22 protein-coding genes are annotated in these 20,000 nt (G+C 57.5%); 7 read left to right on the top strand and 15 right to left on the bottom strand.

Annotated features, from left to right (window positions below; genetic code table 11):
- Window positions 1-33: 33 nt before the first annotated feature.
- From I6G90_RS02305 to I6G90_RS02260, 10 genes are all read right to left on the bottom strand, one after another.
- Window positions 34-1,131, bottom strand: coding sequence for a flagellar basal body P-ring protein FlgI (locus tag I6G90_RS02305; RefSeq protein ID WP_182932571.1), 1,098 nt, complete (start codon window positions 1,129-1,131; stop codon window positions 34-36).
- Window positions 1,132-1,139: 8 nt separating this feature from the next.
- Window positions 1,140-1,811 carry a flagellar basal body L-ring protein FlgH gene (flgH, locus tag I6G90_RS02300; protein ID WP_042057417.1) on the bottom strand — a complete coding sequence of 224 codons (672 nt, stop codon included), beginning with the start codon at window positions 1,809-1,811 and terminating at the stop codon, window positions 1,140-1,142.
- 14 nt (window positions 1,812-1,825) lie between these two features.
- Window positions 1,826-2,614 (bottom strand): flagellar basal-body rod protein FlgG, encoded by a 789-nt coding sequence (flgG, locus tag I6G90_RS02295; protein WP_005334158.1) that lies wholly within the window; start codon window positions 2,612-2,614, stop codon window positions 1,826-1,828.
- Between the two features lie 14 nt (window positions 2,615-2,628).
- The gene (flgF, locus tag I6G90_RS02290; RefSeq protein ID WP_197929568.1) at window positions 2,629-3,375 is read right to left on the bottom strand and encodes a flagellar basal-body rod protein FlgF; all 747 of its coding nucleotides are present in this window, start codon (window positions 3,373-3,375) and stop codon (window positions 2,629-2,631) included.
- 144 nt (window positions 3,376-3,519) lie between these two features.
- A complete protein-coding gene (flgE, locus tag I6G90_RS02285) occupies window positions 3,520-4,884 on the bottom strand; it encodes a flagellar hook protein FlgE (RefSeq protein WP_058053725.1) in 1,365 nt (454 codons plus the stop codon).
- Window positions 4,885-4,894: 10 nt separating this feature from the next.
- Window positions 4,895-5,635, bottom strand: coding sequence for a flagellar hook assembly protein FlgD (locus tag I6G90_RS02280; protein ID WP_139407607.1), 741 nt, complete (start codon window positions 5,633-5,635; stop codon window positions 4,895-4,897).
- A 15-nt stretch (window positions 5,636-5,650) separates the two neighbouring features.
- A complete protein-coding gene (gene flgC / locus I6G90_RS02275) occupies window positions 5,651-6,070 on the bottom strand; it encodes a flagellar basal body rod protein FlgC (protein ID WP_005350658.1) in 420 nt (139 codons plus the stop codon).
- Window positions 6,070-6,468 (bottom strand): flagellar basal body rod protein FlgB, encoded by a 399-nt coding sequence (gene flgB / locus I6G90_RS02270; protein ID WP_005334169.1) that lies wholly within the window; start codon window positions 6,466-6,468, stop codon window positions 6,070-6,072. The genes flgC and flgB overlap by 1 nt, the downstream gene beginning before the upstream one ends.
- A gap of 284 nt (window positions 6,469-6,752) precedes the next feature.
- A complete protein-coding gene (locus tag I6G90_RS02265) occupies window positions 6,753-7,577 on the bottom strand; it encodes a CheR family methyltransferase (RefSeq protein ID WP_042657132.1) in 825 nt (274 codons plus the stop codon).
- 17 nt (window positions 7,578-7,594) lie between these two features.
- A complete protein-coding gene (locus I6G90_RS02260) occupies window positions 7,595-8,506 on the bottom strand; it encodes a chemotaxis protein CheV (protein ID WP_197929567.1) in 912 nt (303 codons plus the stop codon).
- 144 nt (window positions 8,507-8,650) lie between these two features.
- Here I6G90_RS02260 and flgA point away from each other — a divergent pair, with 144 nt between their 5' ends.
- From flgA to I6G90_RS02245, 3 genes are all read left to right on the top strand, one after another.
- Window positions 8,651-9,334: a flagellar basal body P-ring formation chaperone FlgA gene (gene flgA, locus I6G90_RS02255; RefSeq protein WP_139709299.1), complete on the top strand. Its 684-nt coding sequence runs from the start codon at window positions 8,651-8,653 to the stop codon at window positions 9,332-9,334.
- A 91-nt stretch (window positions 9,335-9,425) separates the two neighbouring features.
- On the top strand, window positions 9,426-9,746 hold the full coding sequence (gene flgM / locus I6G90_RS02250) for a flagellar biosynthesis anti-sigma factor FlgM (protein ID WP_005350652.1): 321 nt from the start codon (window positions 9,426-9,428) through the stop codon (window positions 9,744-9,746).
- The gene (locus tag I6G90_RS02245; RefSeq protein WP_042057429.1) at window positions 9,743-10,159 is read left to right on the top strand and encodes a flagella synthesis protein FlgN; all 417 of its coding nucleotides are present in this window, start codon (window positions 9,743-9,745) and stop codon (window positions 10,157-10,159) included. The genes flgM and I6G90_RS02245 overlap by 4 nt, the downstream gene beginning before the upstream one ends.
- A gap of 36 nt (window positions 10,160-10,195) precedes the next feature.
- Here the strand turns inward: I6G90_RS02245 and yfcE are convergent, their stop codons facing one another.
- Complete coding sequence (gene yfcE, locus I6G90_RS02240) at window positions 10,196-10,738, bottom strand: phosphodiesterase (protein WP_058053721.1); 543 nt, start codon at window positions 10,736-10,738, stop codon at window positions 10,196-10,198.
- Between the two features lie 10 nt (window positions 10,739-10,748).
- Complete coding sequence (locus tag I6G90_RS02235; protein WP_197929566.1) at window positions 10,749-12,386, bottom strand: peptide ABC transporter substrate-binding protein; 1,638 nt, start codon at window positions 12,384-12,386, stop codon at window positions 10,749-10,751.
- A gap of 156 nt (window positions 12,387-12,542) precedes the next feature.
- Between I6G90_RS02235 and I6G90_RS02230 the strand changes: the two genes are divergently transcribed.
- Window positions 12,543-13,442 (top strand): DMT family transporter, encoded by a 900-nt coding sequence (locus tag I6G90_RS02230; protein WP_042057436.1) that lies wholly within the window; start codon window positions 12,543-12,545, stop codon window positions 13,440-13,442.
- Between the two features lie 19 nt (window positions 13,443-13,461).
- Here I6G90_RS02230 and rsuA read toward each other — a convergent pair whose 3' ends face one another.
- Window positions 13,462-14,154 (bottom strand): 16S rRNA pseudouridine(516) synthase RsuA, encoded by a 693-nt coding sequence (gene rsuA / locus I6G90_RS02225; RefSeq protein WP_005359501.1) that lies wholly within the window; start codon window positions 14,152-14,154, stop codon window positions 13,462-13,464.
- 168 nt (window positions 14,155-14,322) lie between these two features.
- Between rsuA and I6G90_RS02220 the strand changes: the two genes are divergently transcribed.
- Window positions 14,323-15,522 (top strand): HD-GYP domain-containing protein, encoded by a 1,200-nt coding sequence (locus I6G90_RS02220; RefSeq protein WP_197929565.1) that lies wholly within the window; start codon window positions 14,323-14,325, stop codon window positions 15,520-15,522.
- Between the two features lie 17 nt (window positions 15,523-15,539).
- On the opposite strand, the gene I6G90_RS02215 is transcribed toward I6G90_RS02220, so the two are convergent.
- Window positions 15,540-15,719, bottom strand: coding sequence for a hypothetical protein (locus tag I6G90_RS02215; protein ID WP_042657126.1), 180 nt, complete (start codon window positions 15,717-15,719; stop codon window positions 15,540-15,542).
- A 128-nt stretch (window positions 15,720-15,847) separates the two neighbouring features.
- Entirely contained in the window at window positions 15,848-16,501 is a 654-nt protein-coding gene (fsa, locus tag I6G90_RS02210; RefSeq protein ID WP_042057440.1) for a fructose-6-phosphate aldolase, read from the bottom strand.
- 128 nt (window positions 16,502-16,629) lie between these two features.
- On the opposite strand from fsa, the gene I6G90_RS02205 reads away from it, so the two are divergent.
- Together I6G90_RS02205 and I6G90_RS02200 are read left to right on the top strand one after the other, a co-directional pair.
- On the top strand, window positions 16,630-17,526 hold the full coding sequence (locus I6G90_RS02205; RefSeq protein ID WP_182939308.1) for a glycyl-radical enzyme activating protein: 897 nt from the start codon (window positions 16,630-16,632) through the stop codon (window positions 17,524-17,526).
- Window positions 17,527-17,530: 4 nt separating this feature from the next.
- Window positions 17,531-19,963: a formate C-acetyltransferase/glycerol dehydratase family glycyl radical enzyme gene (locus tag I6G90_RS02200; protein ID WP_197929563.1), complete on the top strand. Its 2,433-nt coding sequence runs from the start codon at window positions 17,531-17,533 to the stop codon at window positions 19,961-19,963.
- The last annotated feature ends 37 nt before the right edge of the window (window positions 19,964-20,000 follow it).

Raw genomic sequence — 20,000 nt, 5'->3', positions numbered from 1 at the left:
TCATTGCCACCCGTGGCAACCACTTGCCGCTTGTTACAATATGACCAGTTGCCCCTCGATGGCGCCTGCCTGCTGCAGCGCCTCGAGGATGGCCATCAAATCACCGGGGGCGACCCCGACCTGATTGACCGCGCGAACCAAGTCGTCCAGGGTCGCACCGGTATCAAACTTGAACATCCGCCCCGGCTCCTGCTGGACATTGATGGTCGAGTTGTTGGTCACGACTGTCTCGCCCCCCGACAACGGGTTGGGCTGGGAGACCTGCTGGTTTTCGGCTATGGTCACCGTCAGGCCGCCGTGGCTGATGGCCGCCGGTTTGAGCTTGACCTGACTACCGATAACGATGGTGCCGGTACGGGAGTTGACGATAATTTTGGCCGCCTCATTGGCCGGATCCACCTCCAGATTCTCGATGGTGGCGAGATAGGAGACGCGCTGACCCGGATCCCGTGGGGCATAGACCTTGACCGAGGTAGCATCGAGTGCCTGAGCGGTATTGGGCCCCACCAGATCGTTGACCACATCGGCCAACCGGCGCGCAGTGGTAAAGTCTGGGCGGTTAAGGTTGAAGGTGATGGTGTCCCCCTGACTGAAGGAGTTGGGCACCTCCCGCTCCACGGTCGCACCGTTGGCAATCCGCCCGACGGTCGGGGTATTGACCACCACCTTGGAGCCATCAGCCCCCTCGGCCCCCAGACCACCGACCACCAGACTGCCCTGCGCGACCGCATAAACCCGACCATCCAACCCTTTCAGGAAGCTTTGCAGCAGGGTACCACCGCGCAGGCTTTTGGCCTCGCCGATGGCAGAAACCGTGACATCAATGGTCTGGCCCGGTTTGGAGAAGGGTGGCAAGTCGGCATGGATCGCCACCGGCGCCACATCCTTGATCTTGGGCTTGATGTTATCCGGCACCTTGATGCCAAAGTTGTTGAGCATGGTGCGGAAAGTCTGCTCGGTGAAGGCGTTGTTCTTCTCGCCAGTACCGGGCAGCCCCACCACCAGGCCGTAACCAATCAGCTGGTTGTTGCGCACCCCTTCAACCGAGCTGATGTCCTTGATCCGGGCAGCATTCGCCACGCCCAGAGGGAGCAAACAGCAAAGCAGAGTGACAAGACGGAGTGACTTCATAACATCTCCTAGAGCGGCCACCAGGGGCCATTGAAAAAGCTGGTCAGCCACCCTTGCTCCTGGCTATTGGCCAGATCGCCGGTACCACCGTAGTAAATGCGGGCATTGGCCACCTTCTGGGACGAGACGCTGTTGTCAGACGTCACATCCTCTGGGCGAATAAGGCCGGTGATCCGGATATATTCATTGCCATTGTTGAGCATGATCCACTTCTCGCCGCGCACCACCAGATTGCCGTTGGGCAGCACCTTGGCCACGCTGACCGAAATATTACCCTGCAGGCTGTTGCTCTGATCCGCCTTGGCCTGGCCCTTGAACGCGCTGTCTTGAGCAATGGAGGCCGAGAGATCATAGGGGCTGGCGGTCACGGGCACGCCACCCAACTTGACCGGGTCCAGATTGAACTTGTTATCCTTGCCACTCTGGGTATTGGCTTTTTTCGAGGCAGAGGTCGATTCCGCCAACTCGATGGTGATGATGTCACCCACCTTGTGCGCCTTGATATCCGAATAGATGCCATTGACCTGATCCGGTTGGAAAATCGCCCCTGTCGGCCGCACCGACACCGGCTCCGACTCCCCGTAAACGGGGGAAAACTCGGGATCATCAGGCTTGGGTGTATTGGGGGTGCTGCTACACCCTCCCAGCACCAGCAATCCCAGCATCCATACGGCTTTCATCATGCGCCTCCTAATTAGGTACGCTGGATCAGGAAGGACATCATGCCGTCCACGGCGGAGAGCACCTTGGAGTTCATCTCGTAGACCCGTTGAGCCTGAATGAGGTTCACCAACTCTTCGGTCACGTTAACGTTGGAGGTCTCCAGCATCCCCTGCTTGATCACCCCCAGTCCATCGGCACCGGCAGTTCCCTGCGCGGCAGCACCGCTGGACTGGGTCTCGACGAACATGTTCTCCCCCATCGGCTGCAAGCCGCTGGCGTTGACGAAGTCGGAGATGTTGATCTGACCGACCACCTGAGACGCGCCATCGCCCTTGAGCTGCACCGAGACCTGACCATCTTCACCCACCGTAACGCTCTGGGCGTTTTCCGGGATCTGGATTTCCGGTTGCAGCGGATAGCCATTACCCGGCGTCACTATGGTCCCTTCATCGTTGAGGGTGAACTGACCGTTACGGGTATAGGCCGCACTGCCATCCGGCAGCTGAATTTCAAAGTAACCACGGCCACTGATCATCAAATCCAGCGAGTTGTCGGTGGTTTGCACGTTGCCCTGGCTGTGGTTTTTCTGGGTCGCGACCACCTTGGCCCCCGCACCCAGCATCAAGCCGGAGGGGAGCTCGGTATCGGCAGAGGAGCGGCCACCTGGCTGGTTGATGTTTTGATAAAGCAGATCTTCAAAGATGGCCCGTGACTTTTTGAAGCCCACGGTGCTGGCGTTCGCCAGGTTGTTCGAGGTGACCGAAATATTGGTCTGCTGTGCATCCAACCCGGTCTTGCTGATCCAGAGTGCGGGATTCATAGGTAACTCCTTGATTAGCTGATTCGCAGCAGTTGGGTTTGAGCTTCATCATTATCTTCGGCCGTCTTCATTATTTTGACCTGGGTTTCGAACTGACGTTGCAGCCGGATCAGGTTGGTCATCTCATCCACCACATTGACGTTGCTCCCCTCAAGGGAGCCGGCAATCAGGCCGACATTGGCCGAGGCGGCTTCATTCTGGCCATCCTTGCGGCGAAACAGACCATCTTGTCCCTTCTCCACCGCATCGGCGGCCGGGTTGACCAGCTTGATCCGCTGGAAATCTTCCGGCAAGTTGGCGGCAGCCCCTTCCGGTCGACCGCTAATGGTGCCATCCCGATTGATCTCGAGTTTCTCCATCGGCATAGGCAGCACGATAGGCTGACCACCGTCGTCCACCACATTCAGGCCGGTCGAGGTTTGCAAGTTGCCGGTCGCATTGACCTGTAAATTCCCCATGCGGGTATAGGCTTCACCGCCCTTGGGATCCTGCACGGCAATCCAGCCCGGACCATCCACCGCCACGTCCAGATCCCGTCCGGTGGTCATCAGCATGCCATGCTGCAGGTTCTGACCCGGACGCTCAGCCATGGCAAACACCCGGCTTGGCAAGCCCTCACCGAACGCCTGCATGCTCCTGGCTTGCTCGAAATCGGACTTGAAACCGGTGGTATTGGCATTGGCGAGGTTATTGCCCCGAACAGCCAGGCTGTTCATGGTCTCTTTGGCCCCGGACATGGCGATATAAAGCAGGTGATCCATGGAATTCTCCGTCAAACAGATGACTCTGACAGGAGAAATGCAATTAGAGTGCCAATAGCAAAGATAGCGGGGAGTAAGAAGCGCGAGGAGGCGACAGAAACAGAGAGGGGGCCAGGCCCCCTCTCATCTTCATGCATTGTGTAATTAACGGATCTGCAGGATAGTCTGCTGCAGCGAACTGTTGACCTCCAGCGAACGGGAGTTGGCCTGGAAGTTACGCTGGGCAGTGATCAGATCAACCAGTTCGGACGTCAAATCCACGTTGGACTGCTCCAGCGCCGATGACTTGATGGTGCCAAACGTGCCCGAGTTGGGTGTCCCCGGCAAAGCATCGCCAGAGAGCAGGGATTGTCGCCAAGAGGTATCACCAACCTGAGTCAATCCTTGCGAGTTGGCAAACTTGGCCATGGCGACCATCGCTACCTTGATGGTGGTGGCGTTGCTGTAAGTTGCAGACACAATACCATCTGGCGTGATCTCGACCTTGGTCAAACGGCCGACGGTGGAACCATCCTGTGACAACTTGTTGACTTCAAACGGTGAGGCATACTGGGTCACAGTTCCAAGCTCAATCTCCACTTGCTGGGTACCATCAGCGCCGTTGGTAATAATACCAGCACCACCGGCCCCCAACTGCTCCGTCTTGATGGCCGCAGGTACCGTCGGGGTAATCATCTTGCCATCAGCACCAAACGTAATCTGTGCTCCCAATGGAGCCTGTGCAGCCGGGGGGGGCGCCGCCATTGTCGGAGCTGCACCACCAACGATATCGATGCTAGTATCTCCCTGATAGAGATACATACGCCAGGATGTTGGCGTAGTCGGTTTACCTGGGTTAAGTGGGTCTGCTTCTTTAACGAAGTACTGGGTGATGGTATGAGGTTCCCCGAGCGAGTCATACACCACAACCGATGTTGATGACGAGTAAGTTTTGGAGTCCTTGGGATCAAACGTTGAAGCCGGACCACCACCAAAACCGGATGGCAACGGATCAGCTTTGGATGGCAGATTAAAACTGGCTTCTATCTTACTGGTTTGAATAGGCTCACCAGCTTTGTCAGGGATCTGGATCGGCTTGGTCGCATTGATACTGACCGCTTTGGGCGTACCATCTACGTTAATTTCATACCCTTGCAGATAATGACCCTGATTGTTGACCATATAGCTGTTTTCATTGAGCTTGAAGGCACCGGCACGGGTGTAGGTGCGATCCAGGTTGGTCAGACCGTCAGAGGTCACAAAGAAGCCATTGCCCTGAATCGCCAGATCCAGTGCGTTATTGGTGAATTGCAGCGCCCCCTGATGGAACTGCTGGGCAACCGCGCCGGTTGCCACACCGTTACCGACCTGGGTCTTGGCATTGACAAAGATGGAGTTGGCGTAGACATCCGCAAACTCGGCACGGGACTCTTTAAAGCCCATGGTGTTAACGTTGGCAATGTTGTTGGCGGTGACGTTCAAGTCTTTTTGTGCCGCGTTGACACCGCTCAAGGCATTGTTAAATGACATATCCAGCTCCTTAGATCGATGCTGTCGACGTGGTTTTTGACGGTGTAACCGTCGGATTTGAATTGCTTCCTGAAATCTGCAGAATATCTTGCAAAAACGCGCTACCAAGGCCTCTCAAATTGAGGCGAGTAGGATTAGCAGCATTACCCAAGGCAACACTGTCCACCTTTGCATAGGCATATGCACCAATACTTTCAGACTTGCCATCGAGAGTGCCGCTGGCTTTAATGACATATTTTCCTGCGGCAACCCGTTTACCAGCCTTGTCTGTACCATCCCAAGCCACTTCAACGTTACCTTTTTGGTCTCCTTCCAGAGGAAACTCTTTGATAACTTGGCCCTTTTCATCTTCGATGGTAACTTTGATATTCGCGTATTTATTGGTAGTGCCAACAGCTACTACACCGGAAAATCCCCCCTCCTTGTCTAAATAACTCATATTGCTGTTCAGCAATACATTTTGACCAACCAAGGAGGATGCTTGCAGAGCCTGGCTGGATATCATCTGGTCATTAAGCTTGCCCATCTGGGTAGACAGACTACTGATCCCCTCCGACGTAGACATGGAGGCCATCTGGGAAAGCATCTGGGCATTGTCGACCGGCTTGAAGGGATCCTGATATGACAGCTGCATGGTCAGCAGTTTCATAAATGAAGCCTGATCCAGCTCTTTCTTCGGTGTCGTAGTGGTGCCAGTCGTCTGGGTCGTGGTACGGCTGATACCGTTCACATTGTTGGTTGTATCGACCATGCTGCATCCCTCCTATCAGGACTTGCCAAGCTGGAGCGTCTGCTGCAGCATCTTCTTGGCCGAATCGGCAACTTGGACATTGGTCTGGTAACTGCGCGAGGCGTTGATCATGTCGGCCATCTCTTCAACCATGTTGACGTTCGGCTTGAAGATGAAGCCGTCTTTGTCCGCCATCGGGTGGTTGGGGTTGTACTCTTTAAGCAGTGGCGCCTTGCTCTCGACAATGCCCTTCACCTCAACCCCGACCGAGCCCTGCTTGTCAGACATCGCCTGATCGAGCTGGGCGGCAAAGACTGGCCGCCTGGCGTGGTAAGTATTTTCCACACTGGAGCTGACGCTGTCCGCGTTGGCCATATTGCTGGCAACCGTGTTGAGCCGCACGGACTGTGCGCTCATAGCCGAGCCTGCTATGTCGAAGACCTTGAACAAACTCATCACTGCTCTCCTTTCAGGGCCTTCAGCAGGCCACTGATCTTGCTATTCATAAATTCAAGGGAGGTTTGATACTCGAGGCTATTGCGCAGAAACTCGCTGCGCTCCTGCTGCACATCGACCGTATTGCCGTCACCGGTATCCGGTTGCAGCGGGTTGCGATATTGCACGGTACCCGGAGCGTCCATATTCAAGGCAAAATGCTTTTCGCTGGTCGTGGCCAGACCAAAACCCTGATGCGACTGGGCCTCCTGCAACGCCTGTGCGAAGTTGATATCTCTGGCTTTGAAGCCCGGGGTATCCGCGTTGGCAATATTGCTGGACAGCACTTCAGCCCGCTTGGCGCGAACGCTTATCGTGTGTTGATGAACACCGAATGCCTTGTCAAATGAAAGAGCCATAGCACACCTCCTGCTTGGTATATTTTGTTTGCAAGAGGTGTGCCATAAGCGAATCACTGAACTCGATGATCTGGGGATGAGCACATTGAAGACCAGAAACCACGGGAGTATCTCGCTCCCGCAGCCAGGTAACGTCTGGCTACCACAGGTTGTTAACCATCTTGGCAGTGGTTGGAAATGGCAGGTAAATAGAGGCATTGAGCTGTAGAGAAAGAAAGAGGGAAGCTAATCGCTTCCCTCTTTACATGAACTGGCAAGAACCCAGAATATCAAGGCTATCAGGCCTATTTGACCTTGTAGACTATCCCCGGATTACAGCGGATCATCTCGAACCGGTCGGTCAATCCGGCCAGTGATTCCGACGCCCCCAACATCAGATATCCACCAGGATTGAGGCTGGCAGCAAACTGGTTGAGGATCTTCGACTTCACTTCCGGCGCAAAATAGATGAGCACGTTACGGCAAAAAATGATGTCAAACTTGCCGAGCAGGCTGTAGCTCTCCAGCAAATTGATCGGCCGGAAGGTGGTCAATTTTCTGACTCGCTCCACTACCCGCATCTTGTTGTCGCCGTAAGGCTCAAAAAACATCTTCTTGCGCTCGGGTGACAACCCGCGAGCCAGTGCAAGACTGTCATAAATGCCTTCCTTGCACTGGTTGAGCATGGTCGTCGAGATATCCGTTCCGACAATTTGCACGCCACCAGGCAAGGTGCCCGGCTTTTTCATCTGTTGTTCCAGCGCCGTCATGGCAATGGAGTAGGGCTCTTGCCCTGACGACGATGCGGCAGACCAGATCTTGATGGGGCGGCCGCTTTTCCCCAATTCAGGGAAAATCTTGTCGGTAAGCAGTTGAAACGGATAGGTATCACGAAACCAGAGGGTCTCGTTGGTTGTCATGGCATCCACCACGGCCATTTTCAGGTCACGCTCTCGCACACTCATTGCACGGGTAACCAGATCAGACAGACTCTCGATGCCAAACTGAGCCATCAACGGTGAAAGACGGCTCTTCACCAGATACTGTTTGTTATCACCCAGCACGATCCCGCTCTGAACCGCCAGAAAGTTGCTGAACTGTTTGTATAAGTCGTCCGAAAGTGTCTTCATGCAGCTGTTCTTCTTTATTAGAGTGCGTTTTGTACGGCCTTGGCCAATTCATCCGGTTGGAACTTGGCGATGAAATTGTTGGCCCCCACTTTCTGCACCATGGCCTGGTTGAATACCCCACTGAGGGAGGTATGCAGAATAACATGCAAATCCTTGAGATTGGGATTATTCCGGATTTCTGCAGTGAAGGTGTAACCATCCATTTCCGGCATTTCGATATCCGAAATCACCAGCGCAATCTGATCCTTGATGGGGCCATTTTTGGCCATTTCCAGCAGCATATTCAGTGCTTCACGACCATCTTTTGCCAGCACGCACTCGACCCCGATGGCTTCGAGCGCACGCTGCACCTGTTTGCGCGCAACAGAAGAGTCATCGGCAACCAGCACAGGACGTCCCAGGGTCGGGTGGTCGATGCTAGACTCCACCAGCTCTTTGCTCACTTCAGTAGATACCGGGGAGATCTCGTTGAGAATGCGTTCAACATCGAGGATCTCTACCAACTCGCCATCCACCTCAGTGACCGCAGTCATGTAGTTGATGCGACCCGCGCCTTTGGGCGGTGGCAGGATCGACTCCCAGTTCATATTGATGATGCGCTCGACCGAATGCACCAGAAAACCCTGAATGGAGCGGTTGTACTCGGAGATAATAATGAAGCACTTGCTCAAATCTTCAATCGGACGCTTGCCAACCGCCATGCTGAGATCGATGACCGAAATCGTCTGGCCACGAATATGGGCGACCCCGCGAATGCAGGAGTTCAGTTTGGGCATCACGGTCAAGGGGGGGCACTGCAACACTTCACGCACTTTGAATACGTTGATGCCAAATCTTTGACGTCCGTTGAGACGAAACAACAACAACTCCAGCCGGTTTTGTCCCACGAGCTGGGTACGCTGGTTGACCGAGTCCAGAATACTGGCCATAAACACTCCCTAAAAACGCTTGGCATTAATCATGCATGCGTGATGGATTGCGTCAGACTATCGATGTGACAACGAACAGATTCTGAAGCAATCATAGTTAAATATGGTGATATGCGTGAACAACTTATCGACCAACGAGCGAAAATGATTAACCGACTTTTACTCATCAGCCTCTTTTTTGGCAGCATATCTTCCAGCTACGCCTCGGACGTCACTACTTATCTGCAAGAAAGGGCACAAGAGTTCGTTTACAGCCAGCTGGATGTTCCGTTGGATGCCAGAGCTGAGGTCACCCCTGCCACGCTGGATGAACGGCTCCCACTGACCCGCTGCGAAGATCTGCTCACTATCAGCTTACCAGCAAAAATGGAAATTCGCCGCAATACAACAGTTTACCTTAAATGTGAGGAAGACAAACCTTGGGACGTCTATCTCCCGGTGCGGGTCAGCATTCAAAAGCCCTATGTCACGGTGGCCAACCCCATTGCCAAGGGGGATCTGCTGAGTGAAAGCCAGCTGGTCCTGGCCTATCAGGATCAAACCCTGATCCGCGGCGACTACCTGACTGACACAGCCCCTCTTATCGGGGTGCGCAGCAAGCGGGAGCTAAAACCGGGGCAGCCCATCCGTTTGAGCCAGGTTTGTGTAGTGTGTAAAGGGGATCAGGTCACTCTGACGGCAGAAAACAGCAACTTCCAGATCAAAACCATGGCCCGAGCCTTGCAAGATGGCAGCTTCGGAGAGATCATCAAACTCGTCAATATTCGCTCCGGCAAAACCGTTGAGGGTAAAGTCAGTGCAGTGGGTGCCGTATCGGTCACGTTTTAAATCCGGATCCTTGACAACTTTTTTCTAAAGTTTTGACCTGCCGCACCGATAAACAGGTAAGCAAACCTTAAAGCAGACGAAGGTAACTAAAATGGCCATCAACAATATCAACAACTTGGCGAACAATCGGTTGCAAAATACCGCTAATAGCCAGGGGACAGGCAGCAAGTCAGTCACCTCATCGCCCGAAAACAAAGCGGCTACTGTCAAGCTGGACTCCGTCTCCTTGACCAGTGAGGCGCAACAATTGCAAAAAATGCAACAAAACCTCAATACCGCCTCGACCGGCAACGAGAGCAAGGTCGAACGACTGAAAAAAGCCGTTGCCAGTGGCGAATATCAGGTCAACAGCGAAGCTGTTGCCAAGAAGATGTTCAGTTTCGAGGCCAATCTGGACAAAGTTCTGGGATGATGGACTTACCTTCGTTACTGCACACCCAAGATGATTACCTCAGCCAGATGCAAGGCATTCTGGAAGAGGAGTTCAGCTTGCTCGAGCAGCATCAGGCACTGGCCCTGCCTGCACTGACCGAGCGCAAACAGCAGTTGCTTGCTGCGATAGAAACCCTGGACAAGACGCTGGCAGAGATGCCGGAACTGGCACTGCAGCTGGCAGCATATCCCGACGTGATAGCGCAACTTCGTGCAAAACTGGATGCCTGCCAGGCACAAAATGATATCAACGGTCGTTTGCTTGAATTGAGCATGGTCTCCAACCGTCGTCTGGCAACCTTTCTGAGTCAGTTGCGAGATCGCAACAGCCTGACCTATGACGCCAAGGGCAACACTCGCTCTGGCACCCGCTCCTACGGTATCAAGGCCTGACATCTCTTATCAGGCCTTGCATTTTTGCTGTCCGTTTTAAAACACCAGTCTCAGCAACTCTCGCCCATCCTCACACGCATTGACGCGTAGCACCCCGTCTTCATAGCACCCGTAACTGGCAGGCAGCTCGCCGCGCGGGAAACAGATCGATCCCGGGTTCATCAATACCCGCTCCCCCTGCCACTCCAGCACCGGCACATGAGTGTGGCCACTCAGGAACAGACTGCCCGCCGGGAGCTGTACCTCGTCCGGACGGTAAAGATGACCGTGGCTGACAAACCAGCGCCGCTCATCGACCAGCAGCTGGTTGTAGGGGGCGGTAATGGGAAAGCGCAACAGCATCTGATCCACTTCGGAATCGCAATTGCCCCGCACCGCGATGATCTGCGGTGCCAGCTCGTTGAGCCGATCGGCCACGGCAGCCGGGTTATACCCCTCCGGCAGAGGATTGCGCGGGCCATGGTTGAGCAGATCGCCGAGCAGCAGATAGTGATCCGGCTGCCAGGGCTCAAGTTGGGTCAGCACCCGCTCCAGCGCAATGATGCTGCCGTGGATGTCGGAAATGATGGCAAGTTTCATGAAATGCTCCTCACTGCGGGCTGAAATAGAGATCCTTGGTGGCAATCGTCCCTTTCAAATTCTGGCTGGGCAGCCCTCGCAGCGCGGGATCGACCAGTCTCATCTGATTGTAATGATATACGGGGATGATCGGCGCCTCTTCGAGCAGCAACTGTTCGGCATGGCGGTACAGTTCACCCCGGCTCGCACTGTCCAGCGTGTTGGCCGCCTGCTCCAGCAGCAGATCAAAATCGGGATTGCAGTAGCCGCTCTCGTTGCGCAGATCCTGACAACGGAAGCTGCCCAGCATGGCTGACGGCTCGACGTAATCGCCAAACAGGAAGCTTCTGGCCACCTGAAAATCACCGCTATCCTTGGCCACCTGATAGGCCCCCCACTCCAGACTGTTGAGGGAGACCTGCACCCCCAGCTTCTGCCACATGGCGGCAATGGCCATCGCCATCTGCTTGTGGGTGTCGGCAGTGTTGTAGGTAATGCTCAGCTTGAGTGGATTCGCACTGTTATACCCGGCCGCTGACAGCAGGGCTGCCGCTTTGGCCTGCCGAGTCGGCATATCCTCGAGCGCCACAGGCAATACCACCCGGGGATAACACGGCATCTCCGGCAACAGCGACCATGCAGCCTGTTCATCCTGCCCGCTCACAGCACCAATGAGCTGCTGTCGATCAACCGCCATGGAGAGCGCCTGACGCACCCGCACATCCTGAAGTTCCGGGCGCTTCAGATTGAACGCATAGAGATAGGTACCAAACAGCGGCAAGCCCCACAGCCGCTCCGGGGATTCGCGCTTCATCTTCTGGTAATAGCCGGGGGAGACCTTGTTGGTCAGCTGGATTTCACCGGCCTCATAACGCAGCCGCTCCGCATGTTGCGAGGTGATCGGCAGGTAGGTGACCCGCCCGATACGGGTGTGCAGGTCGTCCCAGTAGTGGATATTGCGCTCGGCTTCGATCCGCTCGTTCGGCGTCCAGTTTGTCAGCCGGTACGCACCATTGCTCACCAGCTTGCCGGGCTCGGTCCACTGCTTGCCAAACTGGGCTATCGCTTTCTGATTGACGGGCACAAAGGGGCGCTGACTGATGAGCTGCAAAAAATAGGGGGTAGGCCGCTCCAGGGTGATTTTCAGGATCTGGTCGCTTTGCGCCTCAATGCCCAGATTGTCGAGCTCCAGCGCGCCGGCATAGATGGATTGCGCATTGTTGATCCCCGTCGCCAGCAGCAACCCGGCAGAAGGGGAATTGATGGCCGGATCGAGCAGACGGCGCCAGGCATAGACGAAATCAGCGGCCACCAGCGGCTCGCCATTGGACCACTTCAGTTGGGGACGCAGGAAAAAACGCCACTCCAGCCCATCGTCACTCACCTCCCAGCGCAGTGCCTGAGCAGGTACGATATGCCCCTGCCCGTCATCGCTGACCAGCCCTTCAAACAGATCGACCAGTACCGCCTCCCCCGGAAAACCGGATCGCACCAGTGCCGGATCCAGCGACTCCGGCTCGGCACCGTTGCCCTTGACCAGGGTTTGCCGATCGGCAAGCAGAGGCTGCTGCTCAACGGTGGTGGCATGGGCCAGGGGCCCTGCCAGCACGGCAAGCAATAGCGGGGAGAGCCAGCGTTGCGCCAGCTTGGGGAAGAAACCATACCTCATGACAAAACCTCGAATAAAACCACTGCAGGAGGGGAAGGCCGACGGCGCGCCTGATGAATGCCTGATGCCGCTCTTGTTATCCCCGAAAACGCCCCGTATTGTATCGGGCTTGCCCGGGAGATGGAGTCTTTCGGGTTAATTTTTTCAGGAGTTTTTATGGGTTATGAGTGGCTGGCCCTCGCATCGGCCAGTTTATGGGCAGTTGCAGCGCTAATTTCGGTCAAACCGGCCCGTCATCTCGGCGCATTTGCCTACAGTCGCTGGCGCATGTTTCTGGTCAGCCTGATGCTCGGCACCATGAGTCTGCTCACCGGTGGCTGGCAAACCCTCACCGCAAGCGCCCTGCCCCTGCTCGCCATCTCGGGGCTGGTCGGCATCTTCGTCGGCGACACGGCGCTGTTTGCCTGCATGAACCGGCTGGGGCCAAGACGCAGTGCCCTGCTTTTTTCCTGCCATGCGCTGTTTTCCGCCCTGCTTGGGCTGTGGCTCTTTAATGAACAGCTGACGGGCTGGCGACTGCTGGGGGCCATGCTGGTCTTTGCCGGCGTGATGCTGGCGATCCTGTTTGGCAGACGCAGTAGCAGCAACGAGTGGGAGCAGATCCGTGGCAATCTGGCGCTGGGAATTGGCCTTGGCCTGACGGCGGCACTGTGTCAAAGCGTGGGAGCCATCATCGCCAAGCCGGTGATGATGAGTGGTGAGGTGGATGCGGTGAGTGCATCGGGTATCCGGATGGGCAGTGCCCTGCTGGCCCACTGCGTCCTGCGGCTGGGGCGCTTGCCACTGGCGATGCCGCTCAAACCGGTCAATCGCCAGATCCTCGCCATGATTGCCACCAACGGTTTTCTGGCGATGGGGCTGGGCATGACGCTGATCCTGATGGCACTGCGGCAGGGCGAGGTGGGCATGGTAGCCATTCTCTCCTCCACCACGCCGGTACTGCTGCTGCCGCTGTTGTGGTGGCACTCGGGGGAGCGGCCATCCGTTGCCGCCTGGGCTGGGGCACTGATTGCCACCCTGGGCACGGCGCTGGTGCTGGGTTTCAGCACTCACTGACACCCGGCACCATCCCTGATCAGAACAGGGCAATCTCCTCAGCGGTCAGCTCGCGGTATTCACCGGGTGCCAGCTCTTCATCCAGCGTCAGGCCACCCACCCGCTCGCGATGCAAGCCAACGACCTTGTTGCCGATGGAGGCAAACATCCGCTTGACCTGATGGTACTTGCCTTCGTGGATGGTCAGGCGGGCCTCGCACTCACCGAGAATTTCCAGCTGGGCAGGACGGGTTTTATCGGTCTCGTTGCGCAGGTAGACCCCTTCGGCGAACAGCTCGATCGCATCCGGGCTCACCGGATCGGCCAGCCAGACGTGATAGGTCTTGGCACACTCGTGGCGCGGCGAGGTGATGCGGTGGGACCATTGGCCGTCGTCGGTCACCAGCACCAGACCCGTGGTATCGAGGTCGAGGCGACCCACCACGTGCAGCTTGCCCATCGCCGGCTCATCCATCAGGAAGAAGACGGTCGGGTGATCCGGATCCTCGTTGGAGCAGACGTAACCTTCCGGCTTGTGCAGCATGAAATAGCGGTTGCGCTGCTCCAGCGTCAGCAGCACGCCGTCAAACTCGATCTGGCTCTGCTCATTGATATGAAAGGCGGGCTGCTTGACCACAATGCCATCCACCATGACCTCACCCTGACGGATCAGTTTGCCTGCCAGCGAGCGGGTCAAATCGGAACAATCGCACAGAAATTTATCAAGCCGCATTCACAACCTCGGAGTCCAACAAGTAAAGGGGCGTCATTATATCGGGCGGGGGCGACAACGCCACTGTTAAGGGGTTGCCAATTATGACGAACTGGTCATCCAATGTTACACTTCTCCGGTGTGACCCATCCGAACGATACTCATAATAATAAAAGTCAGGAAGCCCTCATGAAGTCTCAAGCATCCTATCCCGTCATTCCCGTCAACCAGCTGAAACCCGGCATGTATGTCATTGCTATCGCCAGCCAGACAGGTGGGATGGAGATTGCCCAGATGGGCATGGTGACCAGCGTGGCACAAATTGCCAATCTGGTACGCCAGGGGGTACTCACGGTGCGCATCGATCTGGCCCGCAGCAAGCTGGGCAGCGCCGAGAGTGACGCCGTTATCTCCCCCGACCTCAATGCCAACAGCGCTCAGGCGGGACGCCGGGCCAGTGCCAACGGCGAAGGGCGAGAGCTGAAGATCCGCCGCCTTTACCAAGAGGCCCGCGAGCTGCAAGGCAAGTTCATTCGCCAGCTCAAGGCGGGTGAACCCATTGACATCACCCCGCTGGCGGAAGTCGCCGAAGAGATGGTAGACACCATGTTCAGCCACGGCGATGCGATGCTTTGTCTGGCCCGTATTCGCGCCAAGGATGCCTACCTGATGGAGCACTCCATGAACGTGGCCATTCTGCTCGCCAACTTCGGTCGCTATCTGGGACTGGAACGCAGCGTGTTAAAGGAGCTGACCCTGGGTGGCCTGCTGCACGACGTGGGCAAGATCATGACTCCGGACGAGGTGCTCAACAAACCGGGCAAGCTGACTGACGAGGAGTTCACCATCATGCGCCAGCATGTAGTGCACAGTTACGAGATCTTAAGCAACACCCCGGGCATCACCCCCACCATGCTGGAAGTGGCCGCCAACCACCACGAGCGACTCGATGGAACCGGCTACCCGCAACGGCTCAAAGGCGATCAGCTCTCGCTCTATACCCGGATGAGCGGCATCGTCGATGTCTATGATGCCATCACCGCGGATCGGGTCTACAAAGCGGGCATGCAGCCGACCCAGGCGTTTCGCATCCTGCTCAAGGGGATCAATCAGCACTTCGATGCCGAACTGGTGACCAAGTTCATCAAGTGCATGGGGGTCTATCCGGTGGGAACGCTGGTGCAACTCTCGAACCAGCGCCTGGCCATCGTGATGCAGCGCAACGAACAGCAACCGCTCAAGCCGGTGGTCAAGGTGATCTATCACGCCACCCAGCGTCACTACCTCGAGGTGCAGTGGCTGGATCTGGCCAAATCGGGTGTGCAGGAGAGCATTGAAAATACGGTCGATCCCAAAGAGTTTGGCATCAAACTCGCCAACTTCTTCTAATCCCTCACCTCAGATATTCATGATTGGCGCTGGCTGTCGAGCCAGTGCTGGATCAGAAACTCCTCATCCAGTGGCGAGAGATCAAAACGCAGGCTGGCCTCTTCAATGGCAGAGATATCGTGCAAGTGATGCTCGCTGAGCCAAAGCACCGCACGACGCAAATCTTCACCATGGGGGAGTAGCAAATGGTCGCTCATGGGATACCTCCGGTAAACTGCAGGGCGGCCAGCGAACCTGGCCCCCTCTTTCAAGTCTAGTCGGTCAATCCCCACAACCTGCGCTTCACCCTCCCCCCTTTATCACAACAATCCGCTTGTCACTGCAATCAGCGACCGAAGGCGCGCTGCCAATCCTGATCAAACTTCACCAGCGCCGCATCCACCGCAGGCACGTTCAGCAACTGCTCCGCCACATCGAGCGGCAAGGTGATGGACTGGCAACCGGCCAGCAGGCAGTCAAGCGCCTGACGGGGAGTGCGAAATGACGCCGCCAGCACCTTGCTGTTCGGGGCGTGTAGCTCAAGCAGCTGTTGCAGCTCCTGCACGGTGGCGATGCCATCGCCGCCCTGAGCATCCAGCCGGTTGACGTAAGGCGCGACATATTCCGCCCCCGCTACCGCCGCCAGCCAGCCCTGCAGCGGGGTATAGACAGCCGTCCCCAGGGTCGGTACCCCGTTGGCAGTCAGGCTCTTGATCGCTGCCAATCCCTCTGCGCATACCGGGATCTTGATCACCAGATCCGGGTCCAGCTCACGCAGGGCGAACGCCTCGCGCACCATCTCGGTTTCGGTTTTGGCCATTACCTGGGCAAACAGGCGCGCCTTGGGGCCCAGTACGTCGCGCAGGGCGGGCAGCAGCTCGCGAAGCGGCATGCCCCCGGCGGCAGTAATGGAAGGATTGGTGGTGACACCGGCCAACGGCAGGATCCGTGACCAGCGACGCACTGCCGCCACATCGGCGGTATCGAGATACAGCTCCATCTCTAACTCCTTAACGGGATGTTCAATATGTCGCCATTCTAGCGATAAAACATCTGCAAATTGCCTGATCGAAATCAAATCAACTTTCGAATGAAAGCAAATAGAATGAAAAAACAAAAGGAGGCGGTATGATTTTCGACCTGCAACGATATTCAACTCACGATGGCCCCGGCATTCGCACCCTGGTGTTTCTCAAGGGGTGCTCGCTGGCTTGCCTGTGGTGTCAAAACCCGGAGAGCCGCTCTCCCAAGCCGGACATACTACTCGACCGGCGCCAGTGCATCGAGGGATGCCAGCTCTGCAGCCAGGCTTGTCCGGCAATCTTGCGTGACAGCGAGGGGATCCAGCTCAGCCGTTCTGCCCTCAAGGCCGACGATATGGAACGGCTGCGCGGCCTCTGCCCCAGCGAAGCGCTGCAGGTGTGCGGTCGGGATGACACCCTGGACACCCTGATAGACACCATACTGCGGGATCGCCCCTTCTTCGAGCGCAGCGGCGGTGGCGTCACCCTCTCCGGTGGCGAGCCTTTTATGCAGCCCAGCTTTGCCGCTGCCCTGCTGGCCCGCTGCAAGGCAGAAGGGCTGCACACAGCGGTCGAGAGCTGCCTGCATGTGCCCTGGCACCAGATTGAGCCAAGCCTCCCCTCACTGGATCTGGTGCTGGCGGATCTCAAACACGTGGATAAAGAACGTTTCTTCCACTGGACCCGCGGCAAGGTGGAGCTGCCCATCGCGAACCTCAAACGCCTCGCCGAACACGGCGTGCCGATGCAGATCCGGGTGCCGCTCATTCCCGGCTTCAATGCCGACCGCGCATCGATCGAAGCCATCACCGACACCGCCGCCAGCCTCGGCACGGTGCAGGAGATCCACTTCCTCCCCTACCACACGCTGGGGATGGGCAAATATGCCCTTCTGGATCTGCCCTATCAGGCACCGGACACGCCGCTCGACGATCCCGATTTACTCCGCTTTGCCCACGCATACGCCCAACGTCAGGGGCTGACCCCTGTGACCAGAGGATAAGATCATGACCCAGCTCGACCTCACCACCCTGCCCCCGCGGATCCGTGCCCACAAGGAGAGCCTGATCCACATCGTCCAGCCACCAGTCTGCACCGAGCGGGCCCGCCACTACACCGAGGCCTATCAGGCTCACCTCGCCCGGCCGCTGCCGGTGCGCCGTGCCCTGGCGCTGGCCCACCACCTCAAGCAGCGCACCATCTGGATCAAGCACGACGAGCTCATCGTCGGCAATCAGGCCAGTCAGGTGCGGGCGGCGCCGCTGTTTCCCGAATACACGGTGAGCTGGATTGAGAAGGAGATCGACGAGCTGGCCGACCGTCCCGGCGCCGGTTTTGTGGTCAGCGAAACTGACAAGGAGGTCATCCATGCCCTCACCCCCTTCTGGCGCGGCCAGACGGTGCAGGACCGCTGCTTCGGCCTCTTTACCGACGAGCAGAAAGCGCTGCTGGAGAGCGGCATCATCAAGGCCGAGGGCAACATGACCTCGGGGGATGCTCACCTCGCGGTCAACTATGAGGAGCTGCTCACGCTGGGTCTCGATGGCTTCAAGGCCAAGGTGGCCGAGCGGCGCAGTCGGCTGGATCTGGCGGACTGGGCCGATCTGCAGCGCGAGCAGTTCCTGCACGCCGTCGCCATCACCCTGGAGGCGGTCAGCGATCACATCGGGCGCTACGCAGCCCTTGCCAGCGACATGGCAGCGCAAGAGCCGCGCCCCGAGCGCCGAAGCGAGCTTGAAACCATCGCACTCAACTGCGCCCACATCGCCCACCAGCCCCCCGAGACCTTCTGGCAGGCGCTGCAACTCTGCTACTTTATCCAGCTCATCCTGCAGATCGAATCCAACGGCCACTCGGTGTCGTTTGGCCGGATGGATCAGTACCTCTACCCCTGGTATCGCCGCGAGGTAGAATTGTCGGAATCCCTGCCTCGGACGCGCGCCATCGAGCTGCTGCAAGGGTGCTGGCTCAAACTGCTGGAGGTGAACAAGATCCGCTCCGGCACCCACTCCAAGGCCTCCGCCGGCAGCCCGCTTTATCAAAACGTCACCATCGGTGGCCAGAACTGGCGGGATGGCGCGGCCCATGACGCGGTCAACGGCCTCTCCTACGCGATTCTGGAGTCCTGCGGCCAGCTGAAATCCACCCAGCCCAACCTCTCGGTGCGCTACCACGCGGGGATGAGCGAGGATTTCCTCGACGCCTGCATTCAGGTGATCCGCTGCGGCTTTGGCATGCCCGCCTTCAACAACGACGAGGTGGTGATCCCCGAGTTCATCAAGCTCGGGGTGAGCGTGGAAGATGCCCACCACTACGCCGCCATCGGCTGCATCGAGACCGCCGTGCCCGGCAAGTGGGGCTATCGTTGCACCGGCATGAGCTTTATCAACTTCGCCCGCATTCTGCTGGCATCCCTCGATGGCGGCCGCGATGCCACCACCGGCAAGGTATTCCTGCCCCAAACCCAATCGCTGCGAGACGGGAGCTTTGGCAACTTTGACGAGGTGATGGCCCGCTGGGATGAGCAGGTGCGCTACTTCACCCGCAAATCCATCGAGATCGACTGCGTGGTCGACAGCGTGCTGGAGGCCCAAGCCCACGACATCCTCTGCAGCACTTTGGTGGATGACTGCATAGAGCGCGGCAAGACCATCAAGGAGGGGGGCGCCGTCTATGATTGGGTCTCTGGTCTGCAGGTGGGGATCGCCAACCTCGGCAACAGTCTGGCGGCCCTGAAGAAACTGGTGTTCGTGCAGGGCGTGGTGGATCAGCACGAGCTGGCTGCCGCCCTGGAGCAGGACTTTGCAGGGCTGGCAGGAGAGCAGTTGCGTCAGCGCCTCACCAACGCCGCCCCCAAATATGGCAACGATCTGGACGAGGTTGACCTGCTGCTGGTACAGGCTTACCAGAGCTACATCGACGAGCTCAAGGGGCTGCACAACACCCGCTTCGGGCGTGGCCCCATCGGTGGCACCTACTATGCGGGCACCTCCTCCATCTCCGCCAACGTGCCGTTCGGTGCGGCCACCATGGCCACCCCGGATGGCCGCCATGCCCGCACCCCGCTGGCGGAAGGGGCCAGCCCCTCTTCAGGTTCGGATCGTCTCGGCCCTACGGCGGTGTTCAACTCCATCGGCAAGCTGCCCACGGCGGCGATCCTCGGCGGGGTGCTGCTCAACCAGAAGCTGAGTCCGGCGAGCCTTGAGAACGAGCGGGACAAAACCAAGCTGATGAGCCTGCTGCGCACCTTCTTCGAGGTGCACAAGGGGTGGCACGTGCAGTACAACATCGTCTCGCGGGAGACCTTGCTGGCGGCCAAGGCCAATCCGGATCAGTACCGGGATCTGGTGGTACGGGTGGCGGGCTATTCGGCCTTCTTCACCGCCTTATCCCCGGATGCGCAAGATGATATCATCGCCCGCACCGAGCACAGTCTCTGACGGGGCGCGCCCATGGCGCCTGTGACGTCATATGATT

Source organism: Aeromonas allosaccharophila, assembly GCF_016026615.1.
Taxonomy (GTDB): Bacteria; Pseudomonadota; Gammaproteobacteria; order Enterobacterales; family Aeromonadaceae; genus Aeromonas; species Aeromonas allosaccharophila.
The sequence above is the reverse complement of the archived record's forward strand: the minus strand, read 5'-3'. Positions and strand labels throughout refer to the sequence as shown.